The following is a 15,908-nucleotide window of genomic DNA, read 5'->3' on the forward strand; positions in this document are numbered from 1 at the left end:
GGAGGAGTGACCGATGGCATCGCGAACGCACGAACCAGAGCCGCTACTCACACCGGCCGAGGTGGCGTCGATGTTCCGGGTCGACCCGAAGACGGTGACCCGGTGGGCCAAGGCGGGCAAGCTCAGCGCCATCCGCACTCTGGGTGGCCACCGTCGATACCGCGAGTCGGAGGTCAGGGCGCTGCTGCAGGGTCAGATCCCGCAGCAGCGGCAGGGCGACTGAGCAGCATCAGCTTTTCCGGAAAGGGGCGGTGGATCTCGATCCGCCGCCCCTTTCCATGCCCGCTGTCGGTCGTCGACGGCCCGGTGTCAGTGGTGCGCCTCGGCCAGCGTCACGCGGATGCCGACAGTGCCGCCCTCGCCCCGGCGCAGCCGGCTGCCGAGCAGACTCAGCCTGCCGAGCAGCCGATACTTGTGCTTGAGCAGGTCACGGATCCGGCCGATGTCGCCGCCGTCGATCGTCGCGTGCGCGGGCACCTCCGCGCCGTGCGGTCGACCCCGCACGTCACATGGCGCCACTGTCACCTCGCCGTTGCGGCGAATGCGCTTGACCTTGCCCGAGTCGGCCCGGGTCCAGACCGCCAGCGTGTCGCCGTCCCGGACCGCCCAGACCGGCGTCGGCACCGCTCGGCCGTCCTTGCGGAAGGTCGTGAGCAGGATGTATTTCTCGGCCGCCAGCCGGTCCAGCATCGTCACGCCGCAAGGATACGGCGGACACGGCCACTGAGTGGCCAGATAGCGTGAACATTGTGACTGGCGAGCCTCTCATCGGAGACGTGTTCGGCGAGCTGCTGCGGGACGCGCTCGCCGTAGCCACCGGGGTGGGACCCCGGCCGATGGCCGGTGGTCGACTGCCCCGACCGGTCATCGAGATCATCGAGCGGGACGACGGGCTGATCAACGGCGCTCCCGCCGCACACTATTTGGACGGGCCGGCCGACTGGCAGCCCTACGACCACCGGGCCGTGGACCGGGCGCGGGGCGAGACTCTCGACGTCGGCACCGGCGCCGGCCGGATCGCGCTGCTGCTCCAGGAGCGCGGCGTACCGGTGACCGGGCTGGACACTTCGGCGGGCGCGCTGGCGGTGAGTCGACGTCGGGGCGTACGGAGGTTGGTGCACGGCACCGTGGACACTCACGTCGCCGACGGCCAGCGGTACGACACGTTCCTGCTGCTCGGCAACAACCTCGGGCTGTTCGAGGGGCGGCAGCGGGCACCTGGCTTCCTGGCCGCGCTCGCCGCGCTGGCCCGACCCGGGGCGCAGATCATCGCGCACGGCACCAACCCGTACGGCACACGCGATCCGCTGCACACCGGCTACCACGAGCGCAACCGCAGTCGGGGCAGGCTCGGCGGCCAGCTGCGGCTGCGACTGCGCTACCGGGAGCTGGGCACGGAATGGTTCGACTACCTGGTCTGCTCGCCTGACGAGTTCGCCGACCTGGTGCACGGCAGCGCCTGGCGGCTGACCGATGTGGACGACCGCGACGCCCCCTACTACCTGGCCACGCTGCGTCTCGCCGAATGAGCTGAACCTTGTGTGTGTAAGGAAGGGCCCCTTGTTAACGCCAGGCGTTAACAAGGGGCCCTTCCTTACACCTCAAACCTGGACGGTCGGGGGAAGCTGCTCGGGCGGCATGCCACCGTCGCCGTCGACCACCTCGTCGGGGGTGCCGTCCTCGTCGATGTCCACCATGGTGATGTCCACCTTGCCGTCACCGTCGGTGTCGAACTGGAACAGATCGGCCTTGCCGTCGCCGTCGGTGTCGACCACCCACACGTCGGTACGACCGTCGTTGTTGGTGTCAGCGCGCAACAGGTCGACCCGTTCGTCGCCCCGCGTCTCCACGACCTCCGAGTCGGTGCTGCCCGGGTCGGTGACGCTCTCCGGTGCCTGGCTCATGTCGACTGGTCCTTCCCTTGAGTTGACAGGCCGTACGTACCCGATCCCGCGCTCCCCCACGCATGGGCCGGGCCGTCGTGCTGTTTAGGGTCGCACCATGAGCGAGCGGATCCGACGGAGCACCCGGGTCGGCGCGGCGGGGACCCCGCGCGCCACCGGGCCGGACAGGGAGGCGTGATGAACGATCGTTTCGTGGTCGTCGGTGCGGGCACGATGGGGCTCGGCATCGCGTACGTGGCGGCCGGGTCCGGACACGCCGTGGAGTTGGTGGAGGTGGACCCGGAGCGGGGCGCGACCGCGCTGAACCGGCTCGCCGACCTGTGGGAGCGGGCGGTGCAGCGCGGCAAGCTGACCGCCGACGAGGCCGCCGCCAACCGGCAGCGGGTGACGCTGCGCCCGACGCTCGCCGAGGTCGAACCCGCCCCGGCGGTGATCGTGGAGGCCGTACCGGAGCGGCTGGACCTGAAGAGGGCCGTGCTGCGCGACGCCGCCGCCCTGACCCCGGCCCTGCTGGGCAGCAACACCTCAAGCATCGCCATCGGTGAGCTGGCCGCCGGGCTGGACGCGCCGGAGCGCTTCCTCGGCCTGCACTTCTTCAACCCGGTCTGGGCGATGGCTCTGCTGGAGATCGTGGTCGGCCCGGCCACCGCCGAGGAGACCACCGCCGCGGCCGTCGCGCTCGCCGGCCGGCTGGGCAAGGACCCCGTCGTCGTACGCGACATGCCCGGCTTCGCCACCTCCCGACTCGGGGTCACCCTGGGGCTGGAGGCGATCCGCATGGTCGCCGACGGAGTTGCCAGCCCTGCCGACATCGACAAGGCGATGGTGCTGGGCTACCGGCACCCGATCGGGCCGCTGGAACTCACCGACCTGGTCGGCCTGGACGTGCGGCTGGACATCGCACGGACCCTCCAGGCCGCGTACGGGGACCGCTTCGCGCCACCGCCGCTGCTTGAGGAGATGGTGGCCGCCGGACGGCTGGGCAAGAAGTCGGGGCAGGGGTTCTACACGTGGGACGGCGGTGTGAAGCGGTGAGCGGGCTGCGGATCGAGGAACTGCCGGACCGGCTCGTGGTCACGCTGGACCGACCGGAGAAACGCAACGCCATCGACGCTGACCTCGTCGCCGAACTGCACGAGGTCTGCGCCGAGTTGGAGGCGCGTCCCCGGATGCTGTTGCTTACCGGCGGCGCGGAGGGCATCTTCGCCGGCGGTGCCGACATCGGCCAGCTCCGCGAGCGGGGGCGCACCGACGCGCTGGCCGCGATCAACTCGGCGGCCTTCGCCCGGATCAGGGCGCTGCCGATGCCGAGTGTGGCAGCGGTCGACGGGCCGGCGCTGGGCGGCGGCGCGGAGCTGGCGTACGCCTGCGATCTGCGGGTGTGCACGGCGCGGGCGGTCTTCGGCCAGCCTGAGGTGCGGTTGGGCATCCTGGCCGGCGCAGGCGCGACCCACCGGCTGCCGGCGCTGATCGGCGAGGCCCGGGCCAAGGAGTTGCTGTTCACGGGCCGCCGGGTGGACGCCGCCGAGGCGCTGCGGATCGGCCTGGTGAACCGGCTGGTGGACGAGCCCGGTGAGCTGTTGACCGTGGCGCACGGGCTGCTGGACGAGATGGCCCAGGGCTCGCCGCTGGCGTTGCGGCTGACCAAGCTGGCGGTGGACGCGCCGGCCGCCGCGCACCCGCAGCTCGACCTCGTCAGCCAGGCGGTGCTGTTCGAGGACGAGGAGAAGCACCGCCGGATGACCGAGTTCCTGCAACGCCGTCGCGCCCGCTGACGCAGGCAACACGCCCACCGCCCACCGTCTGCCGGCGCGCGGCGCTGCTCGGCCACGATCGACTCGGGTTCCTTGAAGTCGGGGCATCGGACGCGCTCGGATACCGCGATTTGCAGGAAAGCGAGTCGATCACGCGCGGCGCCTCAGACGGAAACGGCCGCACCGGCGGGAAGCCGGTGCGGCCGTCGCGGGCCGCTGTCGATGCTCAGTGCCGGATCTGCACCCCGGAGTCGGCGAGCGCACGGATCACCTGGGCGGACTCGCCGAACCCGATGATCAGTACGGCGTCTGCGCCGAATTCCTTGATCTCCTTCGCGCCGCTCGTGAAGTCCACCGGAGGCGAATCCGGGTCCGGCGGCGGCTCGTAGGTGAGCAGTTTGAGCCGGTCACCGGCGATTCCGGCCTTCTCCAGCTCGCCACGGACGGTGGCCTGAAGGCCCTCGCCGTAGGAGTCCTTGCGGGCCACGATGACGATCTTCTGCGATCCGTCGCGGAGGATGACGTCTGCCAGCGCCCGGCCCTGGAGGCTGTCCGGCGGGGCGGTGCGGAAGTAGAGGCCGTTGTCCTCGACATCGGTCAGGCTGGCGTCGGTGTTGGACGGCGAGAAGAGGATCTTGCCGGCCTTCACCACGTCCGGCAGTACCTCGCGGGAGATGCCCGAGGCGCCGGCGCCGATGATGACGCTCACGCCTTCCGCCGTGTGCCTGGCCACTGTCGCCTTGGCCACCGCCGGGCTGGTGCCGTCGTCGCCGTCCATCCACGTCACCGGCTTGCCCAGCGCACCACCGGCAGCGTTGATCTCCTTGATCGCCAGAGCGGCGCCAGCGGCCATCGGTGGGTACGCCAGCGCCAGGTCACCGGTCTTCGGCAGCAGGCCACCGATGATCAGAGGCTTCTGGTCGTCGTCGGCGCCACCCGGGCGGGCCTTGCGCGCCTTCGGCGGAGCCTTGGTGCTCGCCGCCGACTCTGCGCCCGCACCGACGAACTCGGTCTTACCGTCGTTGATCTGCTGGCCGTCGAACGTCAGCGTGGCGTAGCTCGCGGTGGCCGGCTCGCCCTTGTCGGTGAAGCCCGCACGGGTCAGCGACACACTGCGGTACTCGATGTCCTGCCCGGCGCGGGCCAGCGTCAGGCAACTGGCCGGGTCCTCGCAGCGCTGACCGTTGTTCGTCACGCCGACTATCTGCTTCGCGATGGCCGCCGGGTCGGTGCTCCCGGCGAGCTGGGCGGCGAGCGCCGCGATCACCACAGCGTCGTACGTCTCCGCCGAGTAGAGGAAGTCCGTCAGCGCCGGATTGACGGACCGTAGCCGGCTCTTGAAGTCGTCGGGCAGGGGTGTGAGCGGCGTGGTCCCCTTCATCCCATCGACGAGATCCGCGCGTTCCTTCAACTCCGCTGGGTAGGAGTTGAGCATGTTGCCATCCGTGCCATAGAGGCGCACCTGTTGGGCGCTGCCCTCCTCGGCCTTGTCTTCCCCGCAAGCGCTTGTGGCGAGCAGGAGCGTCGCGCAGGCGGCCAGTGTGGCCACCCGCGAACGGCGTGATACGAGCATGGTCGTCCTTCCTCCGGCGAAGGTCCGCTGCGCACATTAGCGTGCCGGGCCTGGCAGCGGGACCGTGGAGGTGCCGTAATGCGCAGGCCACCCAGGTTGAATACGCAGAGTGACGAACATGCCTGGCCTTGACCTCCGGTCCTACTGTGCGCTGCGTGACCGACCTACCACAGCAGACGTTCGACGACGCGGCCGCCGTGCTCAGCTCGGCACTCTCTGGCGATGGAGACGCGGTGGTGGGGGCATTCGACGCGGTTGTCGACCGTGCCGGCCTGCCCGGCGCGTACGGGGTCGCCTGGTGCCTGGCCGCGACGATGGTCGGTGACGCCCCATCGACCACCGGATGCGCGCTGGACTTCCCCGGAATCGAACAGGCGGCCTACGACGCCCGCTGGGTGGCGCGCTTCGTGAGCGCGTACGCCAACCAGGACGTACCGACCGGGGAGGCGCTGTTCGGCGCGGCCGCAGCCGATGGGCTGCTCTCCGACTGTCTGCTCACGCTCGCCGGCTCGACCATCGCCACCCTGCGCAGCCGCGCCGGCTGACGCTTCGCGCGGCGCCCGTCGGGACCCGGGCGCCGCGCGCATCCCGAACCGCTCAGAACGCGTGGTACGCGACCAGTGGCTCGTACTCGTAGCGGAGGTTCTCGAAGCGGACCCGGAAGTTGACGCCGTCGCGGACGTTCGTCGCCACAGTGATCCAGCCGGAGTTGGCCGGCAGGTAGGTCCAGTAGTTACAGCTCCCCGTCTTGTCGACGAAGATCACGCAGGCGTCCGTGCCGTACGCGCTGGCGTTGCGCACGTTGATGTCGCGGCACCGGCTCGTGGTGCGGTAGGTGCCGGCCTGGCCGCCGTAACCGCCGGTCTGGAAGAACGACCGGACCGCCCCGCCGTAGCAGGTGGCGAGCGTGGCGAAGAGGTTCGGTCCCGAGACCTCCGGACCGGCCGGTTTGACCTGGGTGACCTGGGTGGCCTGGGCGGCGGGAGTGGCCTGGGCGGCCTGGGCGGGTGCGCCGACGGCGAGCAGCGCGGCGGCCGTGGCGACGGCGAGCAGGCGAGCAATCGGGGATGACATGCGGGCCTCCGGAAACGATTCACTGACCGTCCGTGGCGGACGGGGAGCCGATCGTGACGATGATACTCATCGATTGATCTGCCTGTGGTCCCGTCGCTGTCGGTCGGGTGTGATAGCTCTGGGGGCATGTCCGAGGCCATGCTCAGCAAGGTGCGCAAACTGTTGGCCCAGGCCGAGGACACGGCCTGCACGCCTGCGGAGTCGGCCGCGTTCACGGCCAAGGCGACCGAGTTGATCGCCCGCTACGGGGTCGACCGGGCGCTGCTCGCCGCCCGCGACCCCACCACCGACCCGGTGGGCGACAGGGTGCTGGACATCGTCGCCCCGTACGCCCGCGACAAGGTCGGCCTCCTCGCCGCCGTCGCCGAACCACTGCGCTGCCGCTGTGTCCGTCGCCCGCGCGGCAACGGGTTCACGCTGCACCTTTTCGGCTTCGCCAGCGACCTGGAACGGGTCGACCTGCTCTTCACGTCGCTGCTCGTCCAAGCCGCGCACGGGCTGGCGGCCACGCCGGTCCCCGAGGGCGAGCACCTGGCCGCCTTCCGCCGGTCCTGGCTCGCCGGCTTCGCAGAAGTGATCGGGGGTCGACTCTGGGCGGCCGAGAGAGCGGCAGCCAGCGAGCCGGGCACACCTTCCATGGCGCTGGTGCTCGCCGACCGCTCCGACCGGGTTCAGCGCCGGCTCGCCGAGGAGTACCCGCGACTGCGTACCGCGCCGCCGCGCCGGCTGGCCGGCACCGGCTTCGGCTCCGGGGCGGAAGCCGGGCAACGCGCGAACCTGGGCGGCCGCGACCTCAACACCCGCTCATCCGCCGCTCGACAACTCGGCGGCCATTGACTCCCCTGCGCTGCCAGGGGCGGCGGCCGTTGAACCCGCCGCGCTGCCAGGCGCGGCGGCTGTGTCAGGCGGGGCTGGCGGGGTGGCGGCGGGCCACCGTGGCGAGGTAGCGGGAGAGCAACTCGTGCCAGCCCGCGGTGAGCGCCTTGCGGTATCCCTCGGCAGCCTCGCCGTGCCTGTCGAAGTGCCGGTGCTCCAGCTCGACCCGGGTGCGCTCAGGCCCGTCCGCCAGGAACAGCACCTCGACCTCACTGGCCCGCGCCGGATCCGGCACCGGCACCCGGTCCGGGCCGATCTGCCAGCTGAAGACCAGCCGACGCGGCGGATCCCAGGTGAGTACTCGTCCCCAGTCGGCGCGGAAGCCGTGCGGCCCGATCTCGTACAGCATGCCGCCGGCCTGCGGCTCCATGCCCAGCTCGGCGAGCGCCTCCGGGCCGGACCAGGTGTATTCGGTGACCCACCAGTCGCTCAGCTCGTCGGTGAAGACGGCGAACGCGTGCTCGGGCGGCCCCGGGGCGAGGAGGCTGCACCGCAAGGAGAAACGGTCCATGTCCTGACGGATGCCGGCCGGATCAGTTATCTCCTGTCCCATAGGCCCGGACCATACCGGCTGATGCCCGGGTGTGCAGCTTCGCGCAGTGCCCTGTTCCAGACAGTGCGTTGCCGAACGGTCACTGATGGGATGCCCCGCCGGAAAGCGGGTAACCGCGCCGGACGCCCGGACGACCGGGCGGCGTACGGGGTGGAGCGGGAGTATGAGCGAGAGCGCGCAGCAGCGGAAGCCGGACCGGAACGTCGACGAACCCGACGTCCTGCTCGACATTCCGAAGGTATCGGTCGACACGCTGCGACTGGCAGTCGACGGGTTGGACGCCGACCTCTCGCTGCGGGCCCGGCTGGCCAACCTGCTCCACATCGACGCCGGCGTACGGGTGCACCTGCGCGGCGTCGAGCTTGACGTCGACGGCGTGCAGGCCGAGGCGCAGTTGCGCGTGCGGTTGGAGCAGCTGGTGGCGCTGCTGAGCAAGGCGCTCGACACGATCGACAACAACCCGCAGGTGATCGAAGCCATCGGCCGGTCGGCCGTCGTCGCGATCGACGACCTCAGCCGCGGTGCCGAACAGATGACCGTCAGGGTCACCGAGGGCAGCGCCTCGGCACAGCACTCCGGGGTACGTGACGAACTGCGCCGGCGATCAGCAACGCCCGGAACCATTGCGCGCCCGGCCCGGCCGGGTTCCGATCGGCCCGGTACGCCCGACCAGGGCCGAGCGGAGGCTACCGAGCCAGCGGGATCGCGTCCGGGCGAGCGCCCGCCGACGGGCCGAGGCCCTGCCGACCGGGCGCCCGAGGATCAGGGCAGCAACGGTCAGGGCAGCAACGGTCAGGGCGGCAACGGTCAGGGCGGCAACGGTCAAGGTGGCAACGGTCAAGGTGGCGGGCCGGGCGGGGCTCAGGCCGCCGCTCAGAGCGCTACGCAGTTCGCCGAGCAGGCGGGCGAGACACTGCTGCAGGCCGGGCGCAGCGTGTGGGAGGCGATCCAGGGCGGCCTGGCACAGCATCGTCCGCCGGACCGCCGGGATTAGCGACGAGATCGGCAGCCCAGTGGCGAGCCGCAACTACTGGTGGTCCTGGAAAGGGGAATTCACGTACTCGCCAAACGGCTGGACGGATCCATCCCAACCGTTCCAGCCCTGTTGGGTCATCTGTCCATCACTGTAGGTGTAAGACCAGCGGGAGCCGTCTTCGCCCTCGAACTGGACGGTTCCCGAGCGAACGAACGGTGCGATAGCGACGTAGAAGGTCGTAGCGTAATGCGACCACTTGGGGTCGCCGTCGTCGTCGCGGCTGAACTCGATCCAGTCCCCGTCGCGGATGATCGAGGCTCTGGCCGCCTCCGCCATGCCGACAACGGTGTCATTCGGCGGATACAAATCTGGCGTGTACCAACCACCTCGTTCGGCCCAGGCGGCTTTGACAGCGGCGGCCGCAGCGACGTCGTCCGACTCCGGAAGGTGCAGGCGGCCGGAAGGCCACACCAGGTATCCCACGGCAGGCACCCTACAACGGTCGATGTCCACCGTGCCGGCATGCGGGTTCTCGGGGAGCAAAGCAGAGCGCCGACCGCGTTTCCGCTGATCGGCGCTCCTGTAGCCCGGCGAAAGGCTATGTGGCCAGGGGCGGGGTCGAACCGCCGACCTTCCGATTTTCAGTCGGACGCTCGTACCAACTGAGCTACCTGGCCGTGTTGCTCGGCTCATGCTACCCGCCGACCTGACGAATCAGCGGCAGGGTCACACGCTCCGATACGCAGAACGCCGCGCGGGGCGCGGCGTCAGCGCTGCGGTCCTGACGGGACTTGAACCCGCGACCTCCGCCTTGACAGGGCGGCGAGCACTCCAACTGCTCCACAGGACCTAGCTTGTGTTGCTCCGGCTTGCGCCGGTCGTGCCCCCAACGGGATTCGAACCCGTGCTACCGCCTTGAAAGGGCGGCGTCCTGGGCCGCTAGACGATGAGGGCGGCCCCGCCATCATTGCACACTCGCAACTTCAAGCGGACTTGCTCCCATCCGGCCCCGCCGGAGGCTTGGAAAGCATACGTGATGCCTGGTCGGTCGACAAAACCGGTATCGCAGGAGCTTCAGCGAGGCGCATAACCGCAGGTCAGAGCGTCCTAGCGGAGTCGGGCGATGCCGTAGCGGCGCTTCAGGTCGGCGATCAGGTGCGGGCAGGCGGCGAGCGTCGCAGCCCGGTCGCCGCCGCCGTCGTGCAGCAGCACGATGGCTCCGGGGCGGGCGGCGGAGTGGATTCGCTTGGCGATCGTCGTGGCCGTCGGCTTGGCCCAATCCTGCGGGTCGACGGTCCAGTGCAGGGGGCGCATGCCGAGCTGCTTCGCCACCGTCAGCACCTCCGCTGTCCAGCGGCCGCCTGGCTGGCGGTAGAAGGGCACTGGAGCGTTCGGGGCAGCCGCCCGGATGGCCTTGTTGGTACGGGCCAGGTCGGCCCGGATCTCGGCGACCGGACGACGGGCCAGATCGAGGTCGTGCCGCCAACTGTGGTTGCAGAGCTGATGGCCCTCCCGGACGATCCGTCGAATCAGTTCGGGGTGGCGCTGGGCCTCGTGGCCGACGACACAGAAGGTGGCGCTCACCCGGGCAGCCCGTAGTTGGTCGAGCACCTTGGGAGTCCAGGTGGGGTTCGGCCCGTCGTCGAAGGTCAACGCGACCGGCTTCACGCCGGTGGTGCGCCGCAGCCCGGACGGAAGGGTGGACGGCAGCGGCCGCAGCGGCGGCTTCGGCGGCTTGGTACGTGTGGGGCGCGGCGTCGGAGTGGGTGGCGTGGTCGACTCGATCGGCTGTGGCCCGCCGGCGGCGTGAATGCTGCCGCGCGGCTGAGCGCAACCGGACAGGGCCAGCACCACGGCGAGGACGGACGCCAGGGCGGCGCGGGCTTGCATGTGTTCGCTCCCGGGGGTCGGGGCAGGCGGACCACCGACGGTAGTGGAAGCCGCCCCGGGCCGACAGGGCCGGTCAGGGCCCCGTCGACTGGTCCAGCGAGTCGCGTACCGCGACGGCGAGGGAGAGCGCCTCGGCCAGGTCGAACGGTCGCACCACCCCGGCGGGCAGTGTGTCGGCCTGCCAGCCCGGGCCGGCCGCGAGGATCAGCAGCGGGCGGCGGGGCGCGGCGAGCAGGGCGACGAGCTGGGCCGGATCGGCGGTGGCTCGGGTATGCGACCAGAGCACCACGGCGGCCGGGCCGGTTCGCGTGACCGCCTCGACGAGGGCGGCCAGCGGCACCCGCGCACCCAGCATCCGGTAGCTGATCCCGACCTCGGCGAGCGCGGCGGCCAGCGCCTCCAGTGGCAGGCTGTGTTGCTCCTCGTCGGCGCACGACAGCAGGATGCGTGCCGGCCCGGTGGGTGCATAGGCCCGGCTGGTCGCCGCGAACGCCTCCGACACGCAGCGGGAAATCAGATGTTCGACCTCGACCAGGGCACCGGTGGCCGCGTGCCGCTCGCCGACGCCGACGAGTACGGGACGCAGCAGGTTCTCCCAGGTGGCGACGACACCGCTGGCGGCCAGGGTGTGCGCGATCGTCTCGTTGATGGCGGCGGCGTCCAGTCGCATGGCGGCGCGCGCCAGCCCTCGGGCGGCCGGGCCGGCGCGACCCACCGGGATGGATCCGCCGCCGTCCCGGTGGGGCGGGCGGAGCCGACCTCCGTTACGCGCGACGTCGGCGGCCACCTGGTTCGGTGCCTGGCGTGCCCACCGGGCCGCCTCGGCGGGGCTCACGCCTTCGGCGGTGAGCCGTCGCATGATTTCGAGGCGGGCCAGGTCGGCGGGCGTGTACCGGCGGTGGTGGCCCGGGACATGCTCGCTCGGGCCGAGCCCGTAGCGCTGGTGCCAGGTGCGCAGCGTGGTGACTGCCACCCCCAGCCGCCGCGCGACGGCGCCAGCGCTCAGCGCCTCATCGGCCACCCGACCGCTCCGCCGCGTCATCCGCCGACGATCCGGACGGGGTCACGGCCGGGCCGGGTGCGCCCGGCATCTCGCCAGAGGGGCGCAACAGCCGGTTCACCACCCCACCCAGCCACGGTGCGTACGACCGGGGGTCGCGGTCCAGCTCGACTTCGAGGGCTACGGGGTCGGCCCAGCGCAGCTCGGCCACCTCGTCCGGGTCCGGTTGCAGTGGGGCAGCGGGCAGGAACTCGCCGCGCAGCACATGGTCGTACTCGAATTCGACCCGACCGGTGGCCGGGTCCTCGGCGTAGTAGACGTAGACGCCGACCTCGGTCAGCTCGACCGGGCCGGTGCCCAACTCCTCGCGTAGCCGCCGGTTGGCGGCCTCGGTGAGCGACTCGTCCGGTTGGGGATGGCCGCAGCAGGAGTTGGCCCAGCGCAGCGGGAACCGGGTCTTGACCGCGGCCCGCCGCTGGAGCAGCACCTGGCCGTCCGGGTCGACAAGCAGCACCGAGAAGGCCCTGTGGAGTTGCCCCGGCGGCTGGTGGGCGGCCGCCACCGTGACCGCACCGACGGCCTGCCCCGCGTCGTCGACCAGTTCGACGAGGTGCTCCTCACGGCTGCTCATCGGCCCTCCCCGGTGATCCGACCGGCGGCAAGCTTGCCGGAGATCAGCACCATCGGCACGCCCACCCCCGGTTGGGTGCCGGAGCCGACGAAGACCACGTTCGCCAGGTCGCGGTGCAGGTTCGACGGGCGGAAGGGGCCGGTCTGGAAGAGCGTGTGCGCGGCGGCGAACGGGGTGCCCGCGGCCATTCCCTGCTCCGCCCACTCGGCGGGGGTGATCGCCTGGAGCACCTCGACCCCGTCGCCGAAGCCGACGTAGCCGCGCTCCTCGAGGGTGCTGATCAGTTGGTCGCCGTAGCGCCGGGTCAGGTCGCCACGCCACTCGAACGGTGCCCGGTCGAGGTTGGGCACCGGGGCCAGCACGTAGTAGGTGTGCCGGTCCGGCGGGGCTACCGACGGGTCGGTCCTGCTCGGGTTGGTGACCAGGAGTGACGGGTCGGTCATCAGCTCGCCCCTGCGGATGACCTCATCGAAGGTGCCCTTCCACGCGCGACCGAAGTGGATGTTGTGGTGGGCGATCTTCGCATATCCCTGCCGTGAGCCGACGTGCAGGACGACGCACGACGGCGAGTAGGTGAGACGACGCTTGGGGGCGGCGGGGAGCAGATCCCGGTACGCGACCGGCAGGTCCGGGTTGAGCACCACCACGTCCGCCGGCACCAACTCGCCGTCGGCGGTGAGCACGCCGGTGGCCCGGCCGTTCGCGGTCTCCACCCGCGTCACTGTGGTGTCGTACCGGATCTGCACGCCGTGCTTCTCGGCCGCGCCGGCCATGGCCCGGGAGACCGCGTGGATGCCGCCGCGCGGGAAGTAGACACCGGCCACCGAGTCGAGGTACGCGATGACTGCGTAGATGGCCAGCGCGTCGTGCGGGGCGAGCCCGGCGTACATCGCCTGGAAAGAGAAGATCCGCTGAGTACGCGGGTCGCGGAAGAACTGGTTGATCTTCGTTTGGAGGCGGCGGAAGGCACCGCCGGTGAGCAATTTGAGCAGGTTGCCGGTGATCAGGTCGGTGGGGGCGTCCAGGTTGCGCTCGATGAAGTCGGTCCGCTCCAGCCGCCACAACTCCCGCGCGTAGTCGACGAAGCGCAGGTAGCCGTCGGCCTCGCGCGGCCCGCAGACCCGGGAGATCTCGGCCGCCATCCGCGTGGTGTCGGTGAGTACGTCGAGCGTGGAGCCGTCCGGGTAGTACGCCCGGTAGGCCGGGTCGAGCGGGGTCAGGTCGAGCCAGTCGTGCAGCTCCTCGCCGACCGCACCGAGGGCCTCGGCGATCAAGTCGGGCATTGTGAGCACCGTCGGGCCGGTGTCGAAGTCGTAGCCGTCCACCGAGAGCCGGCCGGCCCGCCCGCCGGGCACCGGCTCGCGTTCCAGCACTGTCACCTGCCGGCCGCTGCCGGCCAGGTGCAGCGCGCAGGCCAGGCCGCCCAGCCCGGCGCCGACGACAACCACGCGATCCGTTCGTCCCGTCACCGTGCGCACGTGACCTCCTTGAAAGAGTCGCTCATCAGGCCCGCCGGTCGGTGGCGGCGGTGGCCAACCCGGTAAGCGCCGTCCGAGCCGTCCGGTCCACGGGTGCGGCGTCGAGCGCGGCCAGCGCGTCGCCCACCCGCTCGGCGATCATCCGTTCCACCCGCGCCACAGCGCCGGTGTCGGCTACCAGTTCGGCGAGCTTGTCGACCGGCCCGGTGTCGGCTCGATCCAACGCCCTGCGCTGGGCGGGCGTGGCCAGTTGCCGGGCCAGCATGAGCAGTGTGGTCGGCTTGCCGGTGCGCAGGTCGTCGCCGGCCGGCTTGCCGGTGGTGGCCGGGTCGCCGTAGACACCGAGCAGGTCGTCGCGGAGTTGGAACGCCTCGCCGACGGCAAGGCCGTAGCGGGTGTACGCGGCGACGAGCGGGGCGTCGGTGCTCACCCCGGCCAGGGCGGTGCCGAGGAGCAGCGGCCGCTGCACCGTGTAGCTGGCGGTCTTGTAGCGGGCCACCCGCAGCGCCCGGTCGACAGACCAGTTGGCCGCGTCGTTCTCGCCGAGCACGTCCAGGTACTGCCCGGCGATCGTCTCCACCCGCATCTGGTCGTAGCAGCGGCGGACCTCCAGCAGCCGGGCCGGCGGCACGGCGGTGTGCGCCAGCAGCCGGTCGGCCCAGACCATGCAGAGGTCGCCGATGAGCACAGCGGCAGCCTCGCCGTAGCGGTCCGGATCGCCCCGGTGGCCGGCGGCGACGTGCTGGGCGGCGAGTGCGACGTGCGCGGTGGGCCGGCCGCGCCGGGTGGCGGAGTCGTCCATCACGTCGTCGTGCACCAGCGCGAAGGTGTGCAGCAGTTCGAGGGCGGCCAGCGCGGGCAACACCGGTGGGAGTGATTCGCTGCCGCCGGACGCCCCCCGCCAGCCCCAGTACGCGAACGTGGACCGGAGACGTTTCCCGCCGACCAGGACGGCGTCCCGTGCGGCTGCGGCGAATTCGCCAATCGCTGCGTCGATCTGAGCGAGGGATTCCACTTCGGCGGTGAGAAAGGTGGTGAGGGTGTCGTTGACGGCGGTGCTCAGATCGTGGGTGTACGCAGCCAGGACGGCACGGACCGGATCGTCCCTGTCGCCCGGCTCTGTCGGAGCGACGCGGATCGCGTTGCCCGTCGCTGCGTCGTTGGCCATGTGAGCGAGCGTACCCTAGGCTACGAGTTGCGTCGATTGGTGCGTCGATAATTGAGGAGGGTCCGGTGGACACGGATCTCACCGCTGCCTATGACCGATGCCGTGAGCTGCACAGACGCCACGGCCGCACCTACTATCTCGCCACCAGACTGCTTCCCGCCTGGAAACGGCGACACGTGCACGCGCTGTACGGCTTCACCAGGTACGCCGACGAGATCGTCGACCGCACCGAGGACCTTCCGCCGGCCGAGCGGGCCGCCCTGCTCGACGACTGGGCCAGCCAGTTCGTGGCCGGTCTGCACGGCGCGCAGGTCGACGATCCGCTGCTGCCGGCCGTCCTGCACACGATCGCCGTCTTCGATCTCGACCGGGACGACTTCGCGTCGTTTCTCAAGAGCATGGCGATGGACCTGACCGTCACGGCGTACCCGACATACGACCACCTGCTCGACTACATGGAGGGCTCGGCGGCCGTCATCGGCACCATGATGCTGCCGATCCTGGGCAGCTCCGACCCGACCGCTGCCCGCGAGCCCGCTCGGCAGCTCGGCTTCGCCTTCCAGCTCACCAACTTCATCCGGGACGTCGCCGAGGACCTCGACCGGGGCCGCACCTACCTACCCGACGAGGACCTTGCGAAGTTCGGCGTCACACGCGACGACCTGCTCGAGGCCCGCAACCGAGGGCGCGGCACGCCCCGGACCAGAGAGCTGATCGAGTACGAGGTGACCCGCGCCCAGGCCCACTACGCCGCCGCCGCACCGGGCATCACCATGCTCGCCCCTGCCTCGCAGGCCTGCATGCGCACCGCGTACGCGCTCTACGGCGGCATCCTCGACGAGGTGGCCGCGCAGGACTACGACGTCTTCGCCCGGCGTGCCCTCGTGCCGCAGCGACGGCGGATGGCGGTGGCCGCCCGCGCCCTGCTCACCCCGACCGGCGCCCCCGTCACGATTCCCGGGCCGACGATCCAACCGGCCGCCCGCTGACCGCCGGCTGCACCGAAAGGAAGGGCACCTTGTTAACGCCTG

Annotated in this window: 19 protein-coding genes and 3 tRNA genes; 8 read left to right on the forward strand and 14 right to left on the reverse strand. The window is 71.1% G+C overall.

The genetic code is table 11. The features are described 5' to 3' along the window. Positions 1 to 13: 13 nt before the first annotated feature. The gene (locus ADK66_RS02055) at positions 14 to 223 is read left to right on the forward strand and encodes a BldC family transcriptional regulator (RefSeq protein WP_007073996.1); all 210 of its coding nucleotides are present in this window, start codon (positions 14 to 16) and stop codon (positions 221 to 223) included. A gap of 86 nt (positions 224 to 309) precedes the next feature. On the opposite strand, the gene ADK66_RS02060 is transcribed toward ADK66_RS02055, so the two are convergent. After that, positions 310 to 696, reverse strand: a complete 387-nt coding sequence (locus tag ADK66_RS02060) for a PPOX class F420-dependent oxidoreductase (protein ID WP_053652009.1) — start codon at positions 694 to 696, stop codon at positions 310 to 312. Between the two features lie 53 nt (positions 697 to 749). Between ADK66_RS02060 and ADK66_RS02065 the strand changes: the two genes are divergently transcribed. After that, a complete protein-coding gene (locus ADK66_RS02065; RefSeq protein WP_053652350.1) occupies positions 750 to 1,529 on the forward strand; it encodes a bifunctional 2-polyprenyl-6-hydroxyphenol methylase/3-demethylubiquinol 3-O-methyltransferase UbiG in 780 nt (259 codons plus the stop codon). Positions 1,530 to 1,601: 72 nt separating this feature from the next. On the opposite strand, the gene ADK66_RS02070 is transcribed toward ADK66_RS02065, so the two are convergent. After that, on the reverse strand, positions 1,602 to 1,904 hold the full coding sequence (locus tag ADK66_RS02070) for a hypothetical protein (RefSeq protein WP_053652011.1): 303 nt from the start codon (positions 1,902 to 1,904) through the stop codon (positions 1,602 to 1,604). Positions 1,905 to 2,081: 177 nt separating this feature from the next. Here ADK66_RS02070 and ADK66_RS02075 point away from each other — a divergent pair, with 177 nt between their 5' ends. Both ADK66_RS02075 and ADK66_RS02080 read left to right on the forward strand, forming a co-directional pair. Further along, entirely contained in the window at positions 2,082 to 2,939 is an 858-nt protein-coding gene (locus tag ADK66_RS02075; RefSeq protein WP_053652013.1) for a 3-hydroxyacyl-CoA dehydrogenase family protein, read from the forward strand. After that, complete coding sequence (locus ADK66_RS02080) at positions 2,936 to 3,679, forward strand: enoyl-CoA hydratase/isomerase family protein (protein WP_053652015.1); 744 nt, start codon at positions 2,936 to 2,938, stop codon at positions 3,677 to 3,679. Before ADK66_RS02075 ends, ADK66_RS02080 begins: the two co-directional genes overlap by 4 nt. A gap of 205 nt (positions 3,680 to 3,884) precedes the next feature. Here the strand turns inward: ADK66_RS02080 and ADK66_RS02085 are convergent, their stop codons facing one another. After that, positions 3,885 to 5,231, reverse strand: a complete 1,347-nt coding sequence (locus ADK66_RS02085; RefSeq protein ID WP_053652017.1) for an ABC transporter substrate-binding protein — start codon at positions 5,229 to 5,231, stop codon at positions 3,885 to 3,887. Positions 5,232 to 5,386: 155 nt separating this feature from the next. Between ADK66_RS02085 and ADK66_RS02090 the strand changes: the two genes are divergently transcribed. Further along, on the forward strand, positions 5,387 to 5,776 hold the full coding sequence (locus ADK66_RS02090) for a hypothetical protein (protein ID WP_053652019.1): 390 nt from the start codon (positions 5,387 to 5,389) through the stop codon (positions 5,774 to 5,776). A gap of 52 nt (positions 5,777 to 5,828) precedes the next feature. On the opposite strand, the gene ADK66_RS02095 is transcribed toward ADK66_RS02090, so the two are convergent. Next, on the reverse strand, positions 5,829 to 6,305 hold the full coding sequence (locus ADK66_RS02095; RefSeq protein ID WP_053652020.1) for a hypothetical protein: 477 nt from the start codon (positions 6,303 to 6,305) through the stop codon (positions 5,829 to 5,831). Between the two features lie 126 nt (positions 6,306 to 6,431). Here ADK66_RS02095 and ADK66_RS02100 point away from each other — a divergent pair, with 126 nt between their 5' ends. Then, the gene (locus tag ADK66_RS02100) at positions 6,432 to 7,142 is read left to right on the forward strand and encodes a DUF2786 domain-containing protein (protein ID WP_053652022.1); all 711 of its coding nucleotides are present in this window, start codon (positions 6,432 to 6,434) and stop codon (positions 7,140 to 7,142) included. Positions 7,143 to 7,206: 64 nt separating this feature from the next. On the opposite strand, the gene ADK66_RS02105 is transcribed toward ADK66_RS02100, so the two are convergent. Continuing rightward, positions 7,207 to 7,734 (reverse strand): SRPBCC family protein, encoded by a 528-nt coding sequence (locus ADK66_RS02105; RefSeq protein WP_053652025.1) that lies wholly within the window; start codon positions 7,732 to 7,734, stop codon positions 7,207 to 7,209. A 163-nt stretch (positions 7,735 to 7,897) separates the two neighbouring features. Here ADK66_RS02105 and ADK66_RS02110 point away from each other — a divergent pair, with 163 nt between their 5' ends. Continuing rightward, entirely contained in the window at positions 7,898 to 8,728 is an 831-nt protein-coding gene (locus tag ADK66_RS02110; protein ID WP_053652027.1) for a hypothetical protein, read from the forward strand. Positions 8,729 to 8,761: 33 nt separating this feature from the next. Here the strand turns inward: ADK66_RS02110 and ADK66_RS02115 are convergent, their stop codons facing one another. The 9 genes from ADK66_RS02115 to ADK66_RS02155 form a co-directional block, all read right to left on the reverse strand. Further along, on the reverse strand, positions 8,762 to 9,193 hold the full coding sequence (locus ADK66_RS02115) for a hypothetical protein (RefSeq protein WP_157552137.1): 432 nt from the start codon (positions 9,191 to 9,193) through the stop codon (positions 8,762 to 8,764). Between the two features lie 120 nt (positions 9,194 to 9,313). Next, positions 9,314 to 9,387: transfer RNA gene (locus ADK66_RS02120), tRNA-Phe, on the reverse strand. A 99-nt stretch (positions 9,388 to 9,486) separates the two neighbouring features. Then, positions 9,487 to 9,560 (reverse strand) — tRNA-Asp (locus ADK66_RS02125). A gap of 31 nt (positions 9,561 to 9,591) precedes the next feature. Further along, positions 9,592 to 9,664, reverse strand: a tRNA-Glu gene (locus ADK66_RS02130). Positions 9,665 to 9,817: 153 nt separating this feature from the next. Beyond that, positions 9,818 to 10,600 (reverse strand): polysaccharide deacetylase family protein, encoded by a 783-nt coding sequence (locus ADK66_RS02135; RefSeq protein WP_053652031.1) that lies wholly within the window; start codon positions 10,598 to 10,600, stop codon positions 9,818 to 9,820. Positions 10,601 to 10,673: 73 nt separating this feature from the next. After that, on the reverse strand, positions 10,674 to 11,621 hold the full coding sequence (locus tag ADK66_RS02140) for a MerR family transcriptional regulator (RefSeq protein ID WP_053652033.1): 948 nt from the start codon (positions 11,619 to 11,621) through the stop codon (positions 10,674 to 10,676). Next, on the reverse strand, positions 11,611 to 12,231 hold the full coding sequence (gene idi / locus ADK66_RS02145; RefSeq protein WP_053652035.1) for an isopentenyl-diphosphate Delta-isomerase: 621 nt from the start codon (positions 12,229 to 12,231) through the stop codon (positions 11,611 to 11,613). Before idi ends, ADK66_RS02140 begins: the two co-directional genes overlap by 11 nt. Then, positions 12,228 to 13,709, reverse strand: coding sequence for a phytoene desaturase family protein (gene crtI, locus ADK66_RS02150; RefSeq protein WP_053652036.1), 1,482 nt, complete (start codon positions 13,707 to 13,709; stop codon positions 12,228 to 12,230). The genes idi and crtI overlap by 4 nt, the downstream gene beginning before the upstream one ends. Before the next feature lie 25 nt (positions 13,710 to 13,734). After that, entirely contained in the window at positions 13,735 to 14,877 is a 1,143-nt protein-coding gene (locus ADK66_RS02155) for a polyprenyl synthetase family protein (RefSeq protein WP_053652038.1), read from the reverse strand. A gap of 65 nt (positions 14,878 to 14,942) precedes the next feature. On the opposite strand from ADK66_RS02155, the gene ADK66_RS02160 reads away from it, so the two are divergent. Then, complete coding sequence (locus ADK66_RS02160) at positions 14,943 to 15,866, forward strand: phytoene/squalene synthase family protein (RefSeq protein ID WP_053652040.1); 924 nt, start codon at positions 14,943 to 14,945, stop codon at positions 15,864 to 15,866. The last annotated feature ends 42 nt before the right edge of the window (positions 15,867 to 15,908 follow it).

This window comes from Micromonospora sp. NRRL B-16802 (assembly GCF_001279555.1).
Classification (GTDB): Bacteria; Actinomycetota; Actinomycetes; order Mycobacteriales; family Micromonosporaceae; genus Micromonospora; species Micromonospora profundi.

Excerpts from the sequence above, each read along its gene's own strand:
- ADK66_RS02055 (WP_007073996.1), top strand. The coding sequence starts at position 14 with ATGGCATCGCGAACGCACGAACCAGAGCCGCTACTCACACCGGCCGAG.
- ADK66_RS02110 (WP_053652027.1), top strand. The coding sequence starts at position 7,898 with ATGAGCGAGAGCGCGCAGCAGCGGAAGCCGGACCGGAACGTCGACGAA.
- ADK66_RS02095 (WP_053652020.1), bottom strand. The coding sequence starts at position 6,305 with ATGTCATCCCCGATTGCTCGCCTGCTCGCCGTCGCCACGGCCGCCGCG.
- ADK66_RS02155 (WP_053652038.1), bottom strand. The coding sequence starts at position 14,877 with ATGGCCAACGACGCAGCGACGGGCAACGCGATCCGCGTCGCTCCGACA.
- idi (WP_053652035.1), bottom strand. The coding sequence starts at position 12,231 with ATGAGCAGCCGTGAGGAGCACCTCGTCGAACTGGTCGACGACGCGGGG.
- ADK66_RS02075 (WP_053652013.1), top strand. The coding sequence starts at position 2,082 with ATGAACGATCGTTTCGTGGTCGTCGGTGCGGGCACGATGGGGCTCGGC.
- ADK66_RS02105 (WP_053652025.1), bottom strand. The coding sequence starts at position 7,734 with ATGGGACAGGAGATAACTGATCCGGCCGGCATCCGTCAGGACATGGAC.
- ADK66_RS02135 (WP_053652031.1), bottom strand. The coding sequence starts at position 10,600 with ATGCAAGCCCGCGCCGCCCTGGCGTCCGTCCTCGCCGTGGTGCTGGCC.
- ADK66_RS02100 (WP_053652022.1), top strand. The coding sequence starts at position 6,432 with ATGTCCGAGGCCATGCTCAGCAAGGTGCGCAAACTGTTGGCCCAGGCC.
- ADK66_RS02085 (WP_053652017.1), bottom strand. The coding sequence starts at position 5,231 with ATGCTCGTATCACGCCGTTCGCGGGTGGCCACACTGGCCGCCTGCGCG.
- ADK66_RS02070 (WP_053652011.1), bottom strand. The coding sequence starts at position 1,904 with ATGAGCCAGGCACCGGAGAGCGTCACCGACCCGGGCAGCACCGACTCG.